This window comes from Acinetobacter sp. CIP 102136, from assembly GCF_000369685.1.
Taxonomy (GTDB): Bacteria; Pseudomonadota; Gammaproteobacteria; order Pseudomonadales; family Moraxellaceae; genus Acinetobacter; species Acinetobacter fasciculus.
The window spans coordinates 301,440-317,378 of record NZ_KB850140.1 but is presented as its reverse complement, the minus strand read 5'-3'; the positions used below and the strand labels follow the sequence as shown (position 1 = coordinate 317,378).

Below are 15,939 nucleotides of genomic sequence, written 5' to 3'. Positions count from 1 at the left end.
CAGCATTCTGTTTTGCTAGGATTGAACTGTTTTGAGTCAAATTTACAATCAATGCCTGCAATTTAATCTTAATTTTCGGTCACTTCTAGATGATCTGTTTAAGCATGCAGCGCCTGTTAAAACCGAGCCGGCGTATAATTTATAAGTTCTACATAAAAACGTTGATGTTGTTGTTATCCTGTAATATGATCGGTTTTATTTGCGAATTTCATTGTAAAATCGGAATTTGCTATCGTTTATAAGTTGCGCAATACAACTGTTTTATATTCTTTTTGAATATTCTTTTGGCTTTCAAGGTTGAGAAGTTTGGGTCGCTCCTTGTGGTCCTGTAGTCCTTGAAAGATAAAGATTCACCTTAGGTTGGTCAAAACCTAAATCATGACAATGGATACGAGTGTGCTGCCGATTATTATATTGTTACCGTTAGTATTAGGCACAACCCTTGTCTCGTGGCTGAAGCAATTTTCGCGCGGGGTAACGGCTTTAGGGGCAATTGGTGTCAGCCTCAGCAGTTTCTTATTATTATTGAGTCAGGCGCCTGCCATCTTTGATGGTGCAGTGATGACCCAGACCTGGTCCTGGCTGCCCCAGCTCGGCATTGATTTCAGTTTTCGCCTGGATTCTCTGGGATTGCTGTTTGCCTTGCTGATCAGCGGAATTGGCACCCTGATTTATATTTATGCCTATTATTATCTCAATCCAAAAAATTCACTGAGCAAACTGTATCTCCTGCTGATGCTGTTTATGGCGGCGATGCTCGGAATTTCATTGTCGAATAACCTGATTATCTTATTGGTTTTCTGGGAACTGACCAGTATTTCATCCTTCTTGCTGGTAGGTTACTGGAGCAATTACGAAGCGGCGCAACGTGGTTCGCGTATGGCTCTGACCATTACCGGAATGGGTGGTCTGGCGATGCTGGGCGGTTTTGTCCTGCTCGGTCAAATCACCGGCACTTATCAGCTTGACCAAATCCTGATGATGACTGAACAGATTCAGTCGCATCATTTATTTGTTCCAACCTTGTTGCTGATTTTACTCGGCGCCTTTACCAAAAGTGCGCAGTTCCCGTTTCACTTCTGGTTGCCCAATGCCATGGCTGCACCGACACCGGTCTCTGCCTATTTGCACTCGGCCACCATGGTCAAAGCCGGTTTATTCCTGGTCGCACGTTTGCTCCCGATCTTTGCCGGTGCTGCACTGTTTCATAATATTGTGACCTTTGTTGGTCTGTTTACCCTGTGCATGGCCGCCTTCTTTGCCATTTTTAAGGAAGACCTGAAAGGCTTGCTCGCCTATTCCACCATCAGCCATTTAGGTCTGATCATGTGTCTGCTCGGGATTGGTTCACCATTGGCTGTTGCAGCAGCGATTTTCCATATTATTAACCATGCCACCTTTAAAGCGGCACTGTTTATGATTGCCGGCATCATCGATCATGAATCCGGGACTCGTGACTTACGTAAACTGTCTGGCCTATGGCAATTACTGCCATTTACCGCCACGCTGACCATGATCACGGCAGCATCCATGGCGGGTGTACCGTTGACCAATGGTTTCCTGTCTAAGGAAATGTTCTTTACCGAACTGGTCGCCAGTTTAAGTGGTCCACTTATGGTCGGCTCTGCTATTGTCGCGACACTGGCCGGGATTTTTGCGGTGGCTTATTCCATTCGACTGGTGCATGGAGTCTTTTTCGATGGTCCGCTAGGCAAGCAGGTCCCGAATAAAGATGCACATGAACCTGCCTTTGGTATGCGCGCACCGGCCACTTTGTTAGCAATTTTATGTATTTTAGTCGGTCTATTACCGGCTCTTCTGGTGGAAAAAATTGTCAACAGCACTACTCAAGCCACCACCCAGAATTTTGCCTTTGAAGGCACTCATCTGGCGCTTTGGCATGGTTTCAACCTGCCCCTTCTGATGAGTGTGATTTCTCTGCTCGGCGGAACAATCTTTTACTTTTCTCTCGCCAAAGGTGGCGTCTTACGTGAAATCGACTTGGATCCAAAACTGGGTCGCTTACAGGGCCGGGTGCTGTTCGATCTATTTTTGAAAAATTTGCTGCTGAATTCACGTCGTTTCCGCCGTTCCACTGAAAATGGCAAATTACAAAGCTATTTATTGTGGATTGTAATTTTTACCGTCGGGCTGGTGGGGCTCCCATTACTCAGCAATGCGGTGGGTACAGGTACGCGCGAGCTGACCCATGCTCCTGCCCTGGCGATTATCCTGTGGTTACTGCTGTTCTCTTCCTGCTGGATGCTGTTGTGGTTCCATCATGAGCGGATTAAAGCGGTACTCATTAGCGGTGCAGTCGGCCTGGTCGTCACCATGGTCTTTATCGGCTTCTCGGCGCCCGATCTGGCATTGACCCAGATTACGGTCGATGTGGTCACCACGGTTCTGCTCCTGATGAGTTTATCTTTACTGCCTCAGTTAACACCGTATGAATCGAGTCCGACCCGTCGCTGGCGTGATGCCATTATTGCCTTGGGCGGCGGTCTCGGGATTGCGGCAATTGCCTGGCTGATCATGACCCGTGATCACAATTCCATTTCATGGTTCTTCCTGCAACAGTCCATTCCTCTGGGCGGCGGCACCAATGTGGTGAATGTGATTCTGGTCGATTTCCGTGGTTTCGATACCTTCGGCGAAATTACTGTACTCGGCATTGCGGCGATTGGTGTTCTGAGCCTGATGGATGGCATGCGTGCGCATGGTACCACCATGACTCAGGGCCTGACCTATCGTTTTAACCCATCCCCGCTGATGTTGCGTATTACCGCATCCTGGATTTTGCCGGTCGCGCTGGTGGTCAGCCTGTATATCTTTTTGCGTGGCCATAACCTGCCGGGCGGTGGTTTTATTGCCGGACTAGTGACTTCACTGGCACTTATTATTCAATATATTGCAGTGGGACAGGACAAAACCGAACAGTTGCTTGGCGCCAAATCCGGTCGCCTGTATGAAATCTGGATCGGGATCGGCTTAACGATTGCAGGGTTGACCGGAATCGCGGCCTGGTTCTGGTCACGTCCATTCCTGACCAGTGCACATATTTATGTCTCTCCGCCCATCATTGGAGAAATGCATCTGGCTTCGGCTGCACTGTTTGATGTCGGCGTCTATGTCACTGTTGTCGGTGCGACCATGCTGATGATTTCGGTCTTGGGCGATTCACGTCACTCAAGCATGACTGGCCCCGTACCAAGAGGATAATAGAATGATCAGTTTAGAATTTTTATTAGCCTCTGCGATTGGCCTGCTGACAGCCACAGGCATTTATCTGATCCTGCGTGCCCGTACCTTCCCGGTGGTGTTGGGTCTCGCCATGATTGGTTATGCAGTCAACCTGTTTTTATTTGCCATGGGCCGAATTCAGATGAATTCGCCTGCAGTATTGACTGAAGCCTCGAAAGTGACCGATCCCCTTCCTCAGGCACTGGTGCTGACAGCCATCGTGATTGGCTTTGCCACCACTGCCTTTATTGTCCAACTGGCATTGCGTAGCCGCTACGAATCAGGAACAGACCACGTTGACTCCAAAGAAGAAATACCAAATCTTGACCCGCGCGAGGATGAGCCTTAATGACTGATCTTCTCAATTTCTGGAATCAACATACCCCTATTTTCAGTATTCTTTTACCGGCCTTTACCGCTTTTGTCCTGGTTCTTTTAGGCAACCCGGGTTCAGGCTCTCTGGCGACGGACTGGCGTCAGCCCTGGCGTCGGGGTATCAGCTATGTCTCGAGTATCTTGGGCCTGATCATTGCTGTCAGCTATTTAGTAGACAGTAGTCAGGGTCAGATCAATGTTTATACGCTGGGCGAATGGGTCGCACCTTTTGGTATTGTACTGGTTCTCGATCAGCTCTCTGCGATGATGCTGGTTTTGACCTATGCCCTTGCAGTGCCGGTGCTCTGGTATGCCAGTAAAGAATGGGATATGCGTGGGCGTTATTTCCATGCCATGGTGCATTTCCTGCTCATGGGTTTGACCGGTGCCTTCCTGACCGGTGACCTGTTTAACCTGTTCGTGTTTTTTGAAATATTGTTGATGGCATCCTATGTACTACTGCTACATGGACAAGGCAAGGCCCGTTTCCAGCTGGGAATCCATTACGTCACCATCAACCTGTTTGCTTCTGCCCTGTTCCTGATTGGACTCGGGATGATTTATGGCAGTGTCGGCAGTCTGAATATGGCAGATGTGGCCCGCTTGATGCCTACCCTCGCTGAAGATCAGCACAAGCTGGCGGTTGCTGGTGGATTAATGCTGTTTGTCGTGTTTGGAATTAAAGCAGCGATGTTACCGCTCGGCTTCTGGTTACCCAAAACCTATGCCGTAGCCACCACACCTGTGGCAGCACTCTTTACCATTATGACCAAAGTCGGGGTGTATGCAATTTTACGGATTAATGGAACTGTTTTTGATGATGAATACAGCCACCAGATTCTGATGAATTGCCTGCTGGTGATTGGTCTGATTACGTCGGTTTATGGCGTGATTTGTGCAATCGGCACAGAACGTCTGCGCCGTTTTATCGGCTTTATGGTGCTGTCTTCAGTCGGAACAATTCTGGTAGCAATCGGTATGAATACGACTGCAGCCTGGGCCGGTGCATTGTATTATATGGTGCACAGTACCCTGATTGGCGCAGCCTTTTATATCCTGTCAGGCTGGATTACCTCACAGCGCGGCGAATTTAAGGATCATTTTAAAATCGCGCCACTGATGAAACAGAACAAGCTGGTTTCGATTGTCTATTTCATCATTGCCTTGATGATGGCAGGCCTGCCACCGTTTAGTGGTTTCTTCGGTAAAGTCTTTATTTTGCAGGCTTCTGCCAATTCAGACTATCAGATGATTATTATCCTGACCATTTTATTGGTAAGCTTCCTCAGTATTCTGGCCTTTACCAGGGTTGGTTTCGTGCTGTTCTGGCGTTCGACCAGACCTGAGGATGACCTTAATTCTGAAGATTTTCACAAATATGAAGCTTTACCAAGTAAGGCACCGGCACGTAATGATCGTGTAATCTATCTATTGCTTGCTGGCCTGACTGCCTATGTGGTGTTTGCCGGACCGATCTATCAATATAATTATCAGACTGCGGAACAGATTAAAAATAATCCGGTTTATGAAGCTGCCTTGTTAAAACGCGATGCAGAAGGCCAGTTTATTAGTGTGCAACCTTTTGATCCAAGCTATTTACCTGAAACCAAGTACGGTGGTGAGACAGTCGATCCGAATGCACATCTGGTTCCTTATACGATTTCGGAAGCCACTCTGGAAGGTGAAAATATTTCTGAATTCAAGCAACGCCAGATTGATCAGCAGTATGTTGAACAAAACAGATATGATGATAATCAACTTAAACCGGTGGAGGGACCTTAATGGCTGTATCATTCCTGCAACGTTGGTTCCCGCATCCGCTAGTTTCTGTGATCGTTGGGCTAAGCTGGATTCTACTGGCACATAATCTGGAAGCTGGAACATTGCTTTTCGCGCTGGTTCTGGCGATTGTCATTCCGAAAATGGTTGCACCTTTTATTGACTATACCCCGAATATCCAGTGGGCTCCTGCCGTGCGCCTTTTCTTTGTCGTGGTTTGGGATATTGTAGTAGCCAATATTAAAGTCGCAAAACTGGTACTTGGTCCAACCAAGAACCTGCATCCAAAATGGTTTCGCGTGCCTTTGGAAACCGAGCATGAGGAAGTCAATGCCTTGCTGGCAATGATCATTACCACAACGCCCGGTACAGTATCTGCAGGCATTGATCAGGATCGTGGTGATATTCTGGTTCATGCCTTAAGCACAGAGGATGAAGCAGCAGAAATCGAAACAATCAAACAGCGCTACGAACAGCCTCTGATTGAAATTTTCAGCGCACAGACAGGAGAAAAAGCATGACTATTCTGCCTTATGCATTAATGATTTGCCTAGGTGCTATCACTGTCTCGATGTTACTCTGCCTGATCCGACTCATCACTGGCCCTTCTATCGTGGATCGTCTGTTGGCACTCGACACCCTGTTCCTGAATGCCACCTGTCTGATTGTCATTTTAGGGATTTACTGGAGTAGCAGCTTCCTGTTTGAAGGGGCCTTACTGGTTGCGATGCTTGGCTTTGTTTCGACTACAGCCTTGGCACGTTATTTCACCACTGGCCATGTGATCGACTAGGAGTTTTTAAATGTCCTTAATTTTAGAAATACTGGTGTCGATTTTTTTATTGATTGGTGCTTTCTTTATGTTGGTCGGCGGGATCGGTATGGTCCGTCTGCCCGATCTGTTTATGCGTCTGCACGCCCCGACCAAATCCAGTACTTTGGGCCTGGGCAGCTTTTTGATGGCCTCAATTCTGTTCTCGGCCATATATGGCCGTTTCGGTTTTGCTGAAGTGCTCATCACCCTGTTCGCCTTCATTACCGCACCGGTATCTGCCAATCTGATGGCACAGGCTGCATTACATTTGCGTTTACGCTCTTTGAGTGGCGAGGTTCCGGAAACGCTGGAACGCCCTCTGCCTTGGCAGCGCTCACGCCGTCGTACCTTTTATGAAAAGAAAATCAATCGTAATGATGATTTCGATTAATTGAGCAAGCAATTCAAGTTCTTTTAAATCTAAAAAAATCTAGAGATAAAAAAAGCCACCCGAAGGTAGCTTTTTTAGTCCTAAGACTTATTCATCATCTTTTTTTGCTTCAGCTTCAGGTAAGTCCTTCACTGCTTCAGCGATCAGACCAAACATATAGTTACCATATGCATTGGTCTTATCATAATGGAAACGTAGACGAGGCGTAATACGGGTTTTGATACGACGACTCAGCTCATGGCGCAAGAAACCAGATGCTTTGTTCAACACATCCAAAGTTTCTTTATTGGCTTCTTGGCTTTGCTCATCGCCAAGTTCACGTCCCATCACAGTGACATAAACTTCCGCATATCCCAGGTCTGGGCTCACCTTCACCGCAGAGATGGTCACGAGACCACCTAAGCGTGGATCTTTCAGCTCCTGACGGATCAGTTCTGACAACTCGCGTTGTACTGTATCCGCCATACGCTTCAGACGTTGACTACCCGCCATTAAAGACTCCGTTTAATCAGTTGAACATCGTACACTTCGATCTTATCAAGTGCTTTGATGTCTTTATAGCCTTTCACCGCAAGACCACATTCCATACCGGCACGAACTTCTTCAACCACTTCTTTGTAGCGACGAAGAGATTCAAGCTCGCCCTGGAACACAACCACATCATCACGTAATACGCGAATCGGTTTGTTACGATGCAATACGCCTTCAAGTACCATACAGCCCGCAGCCGCACCAAACTTACTTGAGTGGAATACTTCACGTACTTGTGCAACACCCAGAATCGTTTCACGATGTTCTGGTGCAAGCTTACCGCTCATTGCTGCTTTCACATCATCAATCAATTGATAGATGATTGAGTAGTAACGAATGTCGATACTGTCTGCATCTGCTTTTTGACGCGCAGCGTTGTCCGCACGTACGTTAAAGCCGAGTAGAACTGCTTCTGAAGATTCAGCCAGTGTCACGTCAGACTCAGTGATCGCACCTACACCAGAACCGATGATACGTACTTTAACTTCATCAGTCGCAAGCTCAGCAAGTGCTACATGCAAGGCTTCCAAGGTACCGCGTACGTCAGTTTTCAACACAACATTTACGATAGGCACATCTTTCTTGCCCATAGACGCCATGATGTTTTCAAGACGCATTGCAGATTGACGCTCAAGACGTTTTTGACGTTCACGATCCATACGCGCATCGGCAACTTCACGTGCTTTCTTCTCATCGCTGACCACAAGAACTTCGTCACCTGCCATTGGCGCTTCTGGAAGACCCAGAATTTCCACTGGAATCGAAGGACCTGCAGATTTGATACGCTGACCATTTTCATCCGTCATCGCACGAACGCGACCATAAGATGAACCGGCAAGAACAAGATCACCTACTTTCAATGTACCGTTTTGAACCAGAATAGATGTTACTGCACCACGGCTGTTATCTACGCGTGCTTCAATTACGACACCTTGTGCAGCACCTTCTTCAGATGCCTTAAGCTCTAGAAGTTCAGCTTGAATCGAAATAATATCAAGAAGTTCATCAATGCCTTGACCAGTATGTGCAGAAACCATTGCCACTGGAACGTCACCACCCCATTGTTCTGGCACGATTTCTTTCACAGTCAATTCATTCAATACGCGATCTGGATCAGCAGATTCTTTATCCATCTTGTTGATTGCAACAATGATTGGTGTACCTGCAGCACGTGCATGGTCAATTGCTTCTGCAGTTTGTGGCATTACACCATCATCTGCTGCAACAACCAGAACCACGATATCTGTTGCTTTCGCACCACGTGAACGCATTGCAGTAAATGCTGCGTGTCCCGGAGTATCAAGGAATGTAATCATACCTTTATCAGTAGTTACATGGTAAGCACCGATATGCTGTGTGATACCGCCCGCTTCGCCAGCAGCCACTTTTGCACGACGAATACGGTCAAGCAGCGATGTTTTACCATGGTCAACGTGACCCATAATGGTAACAACAGGCGCACGCGTAGATTGCGCACCACGTGCTTCTTCAGCTGCTTCAAGCAAGTTATCTTCAGCTTGTGTATCAGAAACCAGTACCGGATTATGGCCCATTTCTTCCACAACAAGTGCAGCAATTTCTTGATCAATCGCCTGGTTCTGAGTAACCAATTCACCCATTTTCATGAGTGATTTAATCACTTCACGAACCTTAACTGCCATTTTCGCAGCTAAGTCAGCAACGACAATCGTTTCACCGATTTCAACATCGTAAACCTGTTTTTTCACAGGTTTTTCGAAGCCGTGCTTGTTGCCTTGACTGGTTTTTAAACCGCGCTTAGGCTGTTTGCTGAAGCTTTGCTCTTCCTGACCACGACGACCACCTTTTTTCGGTGCACGCGCGCTCGGCGTATTCGTACCACGTTTGATTTCGCGGTCTTCTTTCGCAAATGAGTCTTCATATGCCTGACCAACAAGACCGGCAGCCAGAGGAGAATCATCAACAACACGAATCGTTGCAGCAGTATCTTCCGCGGTGTACTTAGACGCCATTTGACGCATTTGTTCAAGCGTACGTTGCTGCGCTTCTTCAGCCGCTTTACGACGTGCTGCTTCTTCAACAGCTTTTAATTTTGCTGCTTCTGCTTCACGTGCCTTTTTCTGTTCAGCGGTTTCAGTTGGTTTAACAACTTGCTTCACAATCGGCTTGTTGGTTGATTTGCGTTTTACCACAACTGCAGCTTTAGAAACTTCTTGCTTGTCGCTGGTTTGCTTTGCAGCAGCACGCATCGCTTCTAGAGCTTTATTCGCGTTATTTACGCCAGTTTTTGGAGCTTCAGCAGAAGCAGCTTGTGCTGTATTCTGCTCAGGCGCAGCTTTGGCCTGTTGCTCAGCCTTGGCTTTCGCCAATGCTTCTGCTTTGATCTGCTCTGGATCCGGCTTAACAAATGTATGCTTCTTGCGAACTTCTACATTAATCGTTTTCGCCTTACCTGAAGTACTGGCTACTTTAGCCGTACTAGTCGTTTTACGTTTCAACGTGATTTGCCCTGCTTGGCTTTCTGAACCCTGTGACTTTTTCACATGGCTCATCAAGCTATCTTGTTGTTCGGTGGTAATAATATCGTCAGCTTTACGCTGTGGTAAACCTGCCTCACGAACCTGCTCTAGGAGCTTCTCAACTGGACTACCCACATTGAGGGCTAACTCTTTAATCGACTTGTCCGTCATATACTACCTCCTAGTTAAACCATGATTCGCGCGCTTTCATAATGAGTTGACCTGCTTTCTCAGCACCCAAACCTTCAATATCTTCGATATCGTCAGTCGCCTGATCTGCTAAATCATCCACTGTTACCACACCACGAGCTGCTAGCGCTTGCGCGATCTCTACTGTCATGCCTTCCATTGCAACAAGTTCTTCACTTGGCGCTTGTATGTTCTCTTGCTGTTGTAATGCATCAGCAAGTGCAATTTCTTTCGCACGGCTTTGCAGTAGTTCAACCAGTTCCGCATCCAGTTCGATTTCATCAAACGTTTCTGCAGGAACATAAGCAATTTCTTCAAGCGAGGTGAAGCCCATTTCTACCAATGCCATCGCCAAATCTTCCGCGATATCCAGACGGGTAACAAACATGTCTAAATATTGTTGCGCTTCGTTTTGTTGACGGGCGTAGTATTCCTCTTCCAGCATCATGTCCAGCTTGTAGCCAGTCAATTCAGATGCCAGACGAACGTTCTGACCTTGTGAACCAATCGCACGTGCCAACTGATCGCTGGTTGCGAAAATGATATCTGCAGTACGTGCATCTTCATCGATGACAATACTCGATACATCTGCTGGTTCCAATGCACTTGCGATATATTGCGCAGGATCATCCGACCAAACTACCACATCAATACGCTCGCCATTGAGCTCTTGCTGTACAGCTTGAATACGGGTACCACGCATACCAATACAAGCACCCACCGGGTCAATACGGTGGTCATTGGTTTTCACTGCAATTTTAGCACGAACGCCTGGTTGGCGAGCCGCCGCTTTAATTTCAATAATTTCTTCAGAAATCTCAGGGATTTCTTTCTTCATCAATGCAATCAGCATATCCGGTTTAGCACGTGACAGTTGTAACTGCGCACCACGACCTTCACGGTTGACATTGAATAGAATCGCATTCACGCGTTGCTTCGGACGAAGGATTTCTTTCGGAATCATTTCTTCGCGAGCAAGATACGCTTCAGCATTGTCACCTAGGTCAATGATAAAGCCGTCTTTGGTTTGTTTTTTCACTTCACCGTAGATCAGCTCGCCGACTTTAGATTCGTAAGCATCGGCTACGAGTGCACGTTCTGCTTCACGGATCTTCTGTACGATCACTTGCTTGGCAATTTGCGCTGCAATACGACCGAAGTCAATCGATTCAACTTCAAGCTCACGAATGTCGCCAATCGACCATTTTGCCGGATCAACATCAGAGATGGCATCCTGACAAGCTGGCATTTCATGGTCTTCGTCTGCAACCACTTCCCACTGACGGAAAGTACGATAGTCACCTGTTTTACGATCGATTTCCACACGTAAACGTGCTTCTTCCGAATGTGTTCCTTCGTAGAATTTTTTCTTTGTCGCAGCAACTAAAGCTTGCTCAAGCGCTTCAAAGATCGCTTCACGAGGTACACCTTTTTCGTTACTAACCGTTTCAACGACGGTCAGAATTTCACGTGCCATACGTCACCTATTCGTTAAATTTTTATTTATTAAATTAATCTTGGAAGACCAAATTTGCTTTATCGATATTGTGACTGTCGATCTCCAATACCTGTTGCTTTTCTACTTCAACCTGAATCATTTCATTTTCAAGATCGACAGCAACCAGTTTGGCCTGGAATTTACGACGGTTATCTACCGCACTGATCAAACGTAGTGCTACGGTATGACCGATATAGCCTGACATCTGCTCGAGCTGGAAGAATGGACGGTCCCAGCCTGGCGAAGATACTTCAAGTGAATATTCACCCGAGATCGGATCATGAACATCCAGCATTGCACCCACTTGCTGCGTGACACGCACACAATCCTGAACGCCAATACCACGCCCCTGCTCTTCTTCACCATCTTCATTGATTGCTGGTGCAACGCTCTCATCGACTGGCTTGTCGATGTAGATACGTAATAACGAACATTTACCCTGTGGCAGGAATTCAATCCCCCAAAGGTTTACATTACAGGCTTCAACTGCTGGTGCAATCAAGTCCTGAAGTGCTTGAGTTTTATTTGATAGCTTCATTTACTCTCGTCATCTGGTGCGATTTTATGATCTATTTGACCACTACAAACCAATACAAACTATAGTAGTAGTGAAACATGGAGATTTGACCAAATAATGTCGACACTACACGATAGCCAATAAAAAAGGGCGTAAATCGCCCCAATTAATGCACAATTTAAGATTTTTTCAAATCCCACTGTGCAAAAAGGCCCACCTTGTTGTGAGCCTCTTTTTAGAAACTTGGTAGCGGGAGCTGGATTTGAACCAACGACCTTCGGGTTATGAGCCCGACGAGCTACCAGACTGCTCCATCCCGCATCAACGTGCAAAAATTATATACAAAAGATGAGAACTTTTCAATCAAAACCACATCATTCTGCATATTTGTCATCTGTCGCTGAAAAAGTGGTAGCGGGAGCTGGATTTGAACCAACGACCTTCGGGTTATGAGCCCGACGAGCTACCAGACTGCTCCATCCCGCATCAGCGTACAAATAACATTCAGTTTAAAAAACTTAAACTGCTTTTAAAGTTTGCATCTTTAAAAGATTGGTAGCGGGAGCTGGATTTGAACCAACGACCTTCGGGTTATGAGCCCGACGAGCTACCAGACTGCTCCATCCCGCAACAACATGCAAATTAATTTTCTCAACTTAAAACCTGTTTAAGCTGCCTCTTGAAAGTTTGCGCCTTTAAAAAGGATTGATTGGTAGCGGGAGCTGGATTTGAACCAACGACCTTCGGGTTATGAGCCCGACGAGCTACCAGACTGCTCCATCCCGCATCAACAGAAGTTTTTTCAGCTGCATACACCAACTTAAATTTCTGGATTATAAGTTGGTGCGGAAGGGGGGACTTGAACCCCCACGCCCGAAAGCACTACCACCTCAAGGTAGCGTGTCTACCAATTCCACCACCACCGCAGCTGTGACGCATTCTAGTCGTATCACTGAAAAAAAGAAAGGATTAATTAAAACTATTCGGTCGTTTCTGGTGCAGTTGGTGAAGTTTCATTCGATTGTACAGGTGTGGTCGGCGCAGACTGAACCGATCCCAAACTATAGGCATTCGAGGTTTGTTGCTTGGCTAAAATCGCCAAAGTCAGACTGGTTACGAAAAACAGTGCAGTAAAAATTGCAGTCAAACGGGTCATGAAATTACCCGAACCCGATGCTCCGAATACTGTCGCTGCACCACCGCCACCGAAAGAGGCACCAGCATCTGCACCTTTACCATGCTGAACCAAAATCAAGACAATCATCAAAACAGCTAAGATAATATGTACTACCAGCACAAAAGTTTGCATGCTGAACTCCTAATTATTGTGTATTTGCAAATGCATGAGCAATTTTATGGAACGACTCAGCATTGAGTGATGCACCACCGACCAATGCCCCGTTGATATCTGGGCAGGCTGCTAACTCTACTGCATTTTCCGGCTTGACACTACCACCATATAAAATCGCCATCGTCGCGCCATAACCAGTGATCTGGCTTAAACCTTGACGGATTTGTGCATGCATGGCCTGTGCATCTTCAGGAGAAGCAGTTTTACCAGTTCCAATTGCCCAGATCGGTTCATAGGCAATCACGATATTTTTCCATTGCTCAGCTTCAACCACAGCAGCAATATCACAAATCTGTTGTAGCACTACAGCTTCTGCCTGCCCTGCTTCACGTTGTTCCAGGCTTTCACCAACGCAATAAATCACGGTCAAACCGGCACTTAAGGCATTCTTGATTTTCGCATTTAAAATATCAGCATTTTCCGCAAATATTTCACGGCGTTCAGAATGACCCACTAGTACATAGTGAATTTGACTATCGGCCAACAATTCAGCACTGACTTCACCAGTGTAGGGACCTGTTCCAGAAATACGTGAAACATCTTGTGCTACGGTATAAATCGGACGAACCGCAGATGACAGCTCTGCCTGAATCTGGCTTAAGGCAATGGCAATCGGTGCCACACCTAAATGACATTGATCTTCGGCAATTGGCGCAGTTTCCAGCAAATTCTTAATACCACGCACCAAGCTCAATGCATCTGCCTGCACCGGATTCATTTTCCAGTTACCTATCACCCAAGGGGTAATCGTCGAAACCGACATAATTAACCTATTTCATTTACATATTTTGAATTGGGCACATTCTACACGGAATTGGAAAATTAAAAGAATAGTTTTCTTATCACTCCTTCTCAGTTTAGACTATCCAAAATGGTTATTTTTTGTTATCACTTAAAAAAATGGGGACTTCTTCCAACCAGTTCATGCTTTTACTGGAGATGAGGAAGCTAGCAGCACTCTTGGCTATGGTATTTTTACGTAACAAACGTATAATTTTAGTATAGCAATTAAAAGAATTTGATGAGTAGGCATTTATAGCATGACAGCATTACAGGGGTCGCCAAGATTTACCGGATTTATTCGTCGTTTGGTCGAGGAAGGCGTCATCTCGGCTGAAGATATGCGCAGTGCATTAGCGCATGCCAAACAAGAAAAAATCGATATTGTGGCTGAGTTAATTAACCAGCAGCAACTTTCTCCAACCGTCATTGCTGAAACGATTTCAGTCGAATTTGGCGAACCGCTGTTTGATATCAGTGCCTATGATCCTGCTCAAATTCTTCGGGATGCGATTGATGAAAAGCTGATTACCAAGCATCGCATTCTGCCGATTTTTAGAAATTCCAGTATTTTATATGTTGCGACCAGTAACCCGACCAATATCGAAGCGATTGATGCAGTCCGCTTTTCCACCAAACTCAATATTGAAACCATTATTGTTGAACACAATAAACTTGAAAAACTGATCGAGCAGAATTTTACCGAAGAAAGTACCTTTGAATTCGATGAAGACTTTGATCTGGATGTTGATGTCGAATCTGCTGATCCGAATAAAGAAGAGGATGACAGTAACAAGGGTGAAGAAGCACCGATTGTCAAATATATTAATAAATTACTAATTGATGCGATCCGTATGGGGGCTTCAGACTTACATTTTGAACCTTATGAAAAAATCTATCGGGTACGTTACCGGGTAGATGGGGTATTACGCCAGATTGCAACACCACCACTACAGCTGGCAAATCGCTTGTCTTCGCGTCTTAAAGTCATGTCGCAAATGGACATTTCTGAAAAACGGGTACCGCAAGATGGTCGTATTAAATTAAAACTTTCTAAAAATAAAGCCATTGATTTCCGTGTCAACTCTCTCCCTACCCTGTTTGGTGAGAAGCTGGTACTGCGAATTCTGGATCCCTCCAGCGCGATGTTGGGAATTGATGCACTAGGTTATGAACCGGAACAAAAAGACCTTTTTATGCAAGCGCTGGACAAACCGCAAGGCATGCTCCTGATCACTGGTCCAACAGGTTCCGGTAAAACCGTTTCACTGTATACCGGTCTGAATATCCTCAATCGTGAAGATACCAATATTTCGACAGCGGAAGATCCGGTCGAGATTAACTTACAAGGCATTAATCAAGTCAACGTCAACAATAAAGTTGGTCTTACCTTCTCTGCCGCACTGAAGTCCTTCTTACGTCAAGACCCGGACATCGTAATGGTCGGTGAGATCCGGGATCTGGAAACTGCCGAGATTGCGATTAAAGCGGCGCAGACCGGTCATATGGTGATGTCGACCTTGCATACCAATAGTGCGCCTGAGACCTTGACCCGTTTACGAAACATGGGGGTGCCCTCTTTCAATATTGCCACTTCAGTAAACCTGGTCATTGCACAACGGTTGGCGCGTCGTTTGTGTTCACAATGCAAGAAACCTGCAGATATTCCGCAACAAAGCTTACTGGAGATGGGCTTTACCGAAACCGACTTGCAGCAACCTGAGTTCCAAATTTATGAACCGGTGGGCTGCAATGAATGTCGTGAAGGCTATAAGGGTCGTGTAGGTATTTATGAAGTTATGAAAGTAACACCCGAAATTTCCAGAATTATTATGGAGGACGGCAATGCACTTGAAATTGCAGATGCTTCCGCACGTGCAGGTTTTAACAATTTACGCCGGTCAGGTTTAATCAAGGTGATGCAGGGGGTGACTTCTTTACAGGAAGTCAATCGTGTCACCAGCGAATGATCG

At 46.1% G+C, this 15,939-nt stretch carries 13 protein-coding genes and 5 tRNA genes; 7 read left to right on the top strand and 11 right to left on the bottom strand.

Features of this window, described 5'->3' with window-relative positions; translation table 11 throughout:
- The first annotated feature begins 384 nt into the window (after positions 1–384).
- Genes F893_RS01710 through F893_RS01685 form a run of 6 tightly spaced genes read left to right on the top strand, consistent with a single transcriptional unit; the run spans position 385 to position 6,602 of the window.
- Entirely contained in the window at positions 385–3,222 is a 2,838-nt protein-coding gene (locus tag F893_RS01710; protein WP_004281115.1) for a monovalent cation/H+ antiporter subunit A, read from the top strand.
- 4 nt (positions 3,223–3,226) lie between these two features.
- Positions 3,227–3,592, top strand: a complete 366-nt coding sequence (locus F893_RS01705) for a Na+/H+ antiporter subunit C (protein ID WP_004281114.1) — start codon at positions 3,227–3,229, stop codon at positions 3,590–3,592.
- Complete coding sequence (locus F893_RS01700) at positions 3,592–5,400, top strand: monovalent cation/H+ antiporter subunit D (protein ID WP_004281113.1); 1,809 nt, start codon at positions 3,592–3,594, stop codon at positions 5,398–5,400. The genes F893_RS01705 and F893_RS01700 overlap by 1 nt, the downstream gene beginning before the upstream one ends.
- The gene (locus tag F893_RS01695) at positions 5,400–5,918 is read left to right on the top strand and encodes a Na+/H+ antiporter subunit E (RefSeq protein WP_004281112.1); all 519 of its coding nucleotides are present in this window, start codon (positions 5,400–5,402) and stop codon (positions 5,916–5,918) included. Before F893_RS01700 ends, F893_RS01695 begins: the two co-directional genes overlap by 1 nt.
- Positions 5,915–6,190, top strand: a complete 276-nt coding sequence (locus F893_RS01690) for a monovalent cation/H+ antiporter subunit F (RefSeq protein WP_004281111.1) — start codon at positions 5,915–5,917, stop codon at positions 6,188–6,190. Before F893_RS01695 ends, F893_RS01690 begins: the two co-directional genes overlap by 4 nt.
- Positions 6,191–6,200: 10 nt before the next feature.
- Positions 6,201–6,602 carry a Na+/H+ antiporter subunit G gene (locus F893_RS01685; RefSeq protein ID WP_004281110.1) on the top strand — a complete coding sequence of 134 codons (402 nt, stop codon included), beginning with the start codon at positions 6,201–6,203 and terminating at the stop codon, positions 6,600–6,602.
- A gap of 87 nt (positions 6,603–6,689) precedes the next feature.
- Here the strand turns inward: F893_RS01685 and F893_RS01680 are convergent, their stop codons facing one another.
- The 11 genes from F893_RS01680 to tpiA all read right to left on the bottom strand — a co-directional run bounded on the left by F893_RS01680 (position 6,690) and on the right by tpiA (position 13,949).
- Positions 6,690–7,094, bottom strand: coding sequence for a ribosome-binding factor A (locus tag F893_RS01680; protein WP_004281108.1), 405 nt, complete (start codon positions 7,092–7,094; stop codon positions 6,690–6,692).
- The gene (gene infB, locus F893_RS01675; RefSeq protein ID WP_004281106.1) at positions 7,094–9,802 is read right to left on the bottom strand and encodes a translation initiation factor IF-2; all 2,709 of its coding nucleotides are present in this window, start codon (positions 9,800–9,802) and stop codon (positions 7,094–7,096) included. Before infB ends, F893_RS01680 begins: the two co-directional genes overlap by 1 nt.
- A gap of 10 nt (positions 9,803–9,812) precedes the next feature.
- A complete protein-coding gene (nusA, locus tag F893_RS01670) occupies positions 9,813–11,297 on the bottom strand; it encodes a transcription termination factor NusA (protein ID WP_004281105.1) in 1,485 nt (494 codons plus the stop codon).
- A gap of 34 nt (positions 11,298–11,331) precedes the next feature.
- Entirely contained in the window at positions 11,332–11,856 is a 525-nt protein-coding gene (gene rimP, locus F893_RS01665) for a ribosome maturation factor RimP (RefSeq protein WP_004281103.1), read from the bottom strand.
- 223 nt (positions 11,857–12,079) lie between these two features.
- Positions 12,080–12,156 (bottom strand) — tRNA-Met (locus tag F893_RS01660).
- Between the two features lie 88 nt (positions 12,157–12,244).
- Positions 12,245–12,321 (bottom strand) — tRNA-Met (locus F893_RS01655).
- 67 nt (positions 12,322–12,388) lie between these two features.
- Positions 12,389–12,465: transfer RNA gene (locus tag F893_RS01650), tRNA-Met, on the bottom strand.
- 80 nt (positions 12,466–12,545) lie between these two features.
- Positions 12,546–12,622: transfer RNA gene (locus tag F893_RS01645), tRNA-Met, on the bottom strand.
- Between the two features lie 54 nt (positions 12,623–12,676).
- Positions 12,677–12,761 (bottom strand) — tRNA-Leu (locus tag F893_RS01640).
- A 53-nt stretch (positions 12,762–12,814) separates the two neighbouring features.
- On the bottom strand, positions 12,815–13,144 hold the full coding sequence (gene secG / locus F893_RS01635; RefSeq protein ID WP_004281101.1) for a preprotein translocase subunit SecG: 330 nt from the start codon (positions 13,142–13,144) through the stop codon (positions 12,815–12,817).
- 13 nt (positions 13,145–13,157) lie between these two features.
- Positions 13,158–13,949, bottom strand: coding sequence for a triose-phosphate isomerase (gene tpiA / locus F893_RS01630; RefSeq protein WP_004281100.1), 792 nt, complete (start codon positions 13,947–13,949; stop codon positions 13,158–13,160).
- A 277-nt stretch (positions 13,950–14,226) separates the two neighbouring features.
- Between tpiA and pilB the strand changes: the two genes are divergently transcribed.
- The gene (gene pilB / locus F893_RS01625) at positions 14,227–15,936 is read left to right on the top strand and encodes a type IV-A pilus assembly ATPase PilB (RefSeq protein ID WP_004281098.1); all 1,710 of its coding nucleotides are present in this window, start codon (positions 14,227–14,229) and stop codon (positions 15,934–15,936) included.
- Positions 15,937–15,939 lie beyond the last annotated feature (3 nt).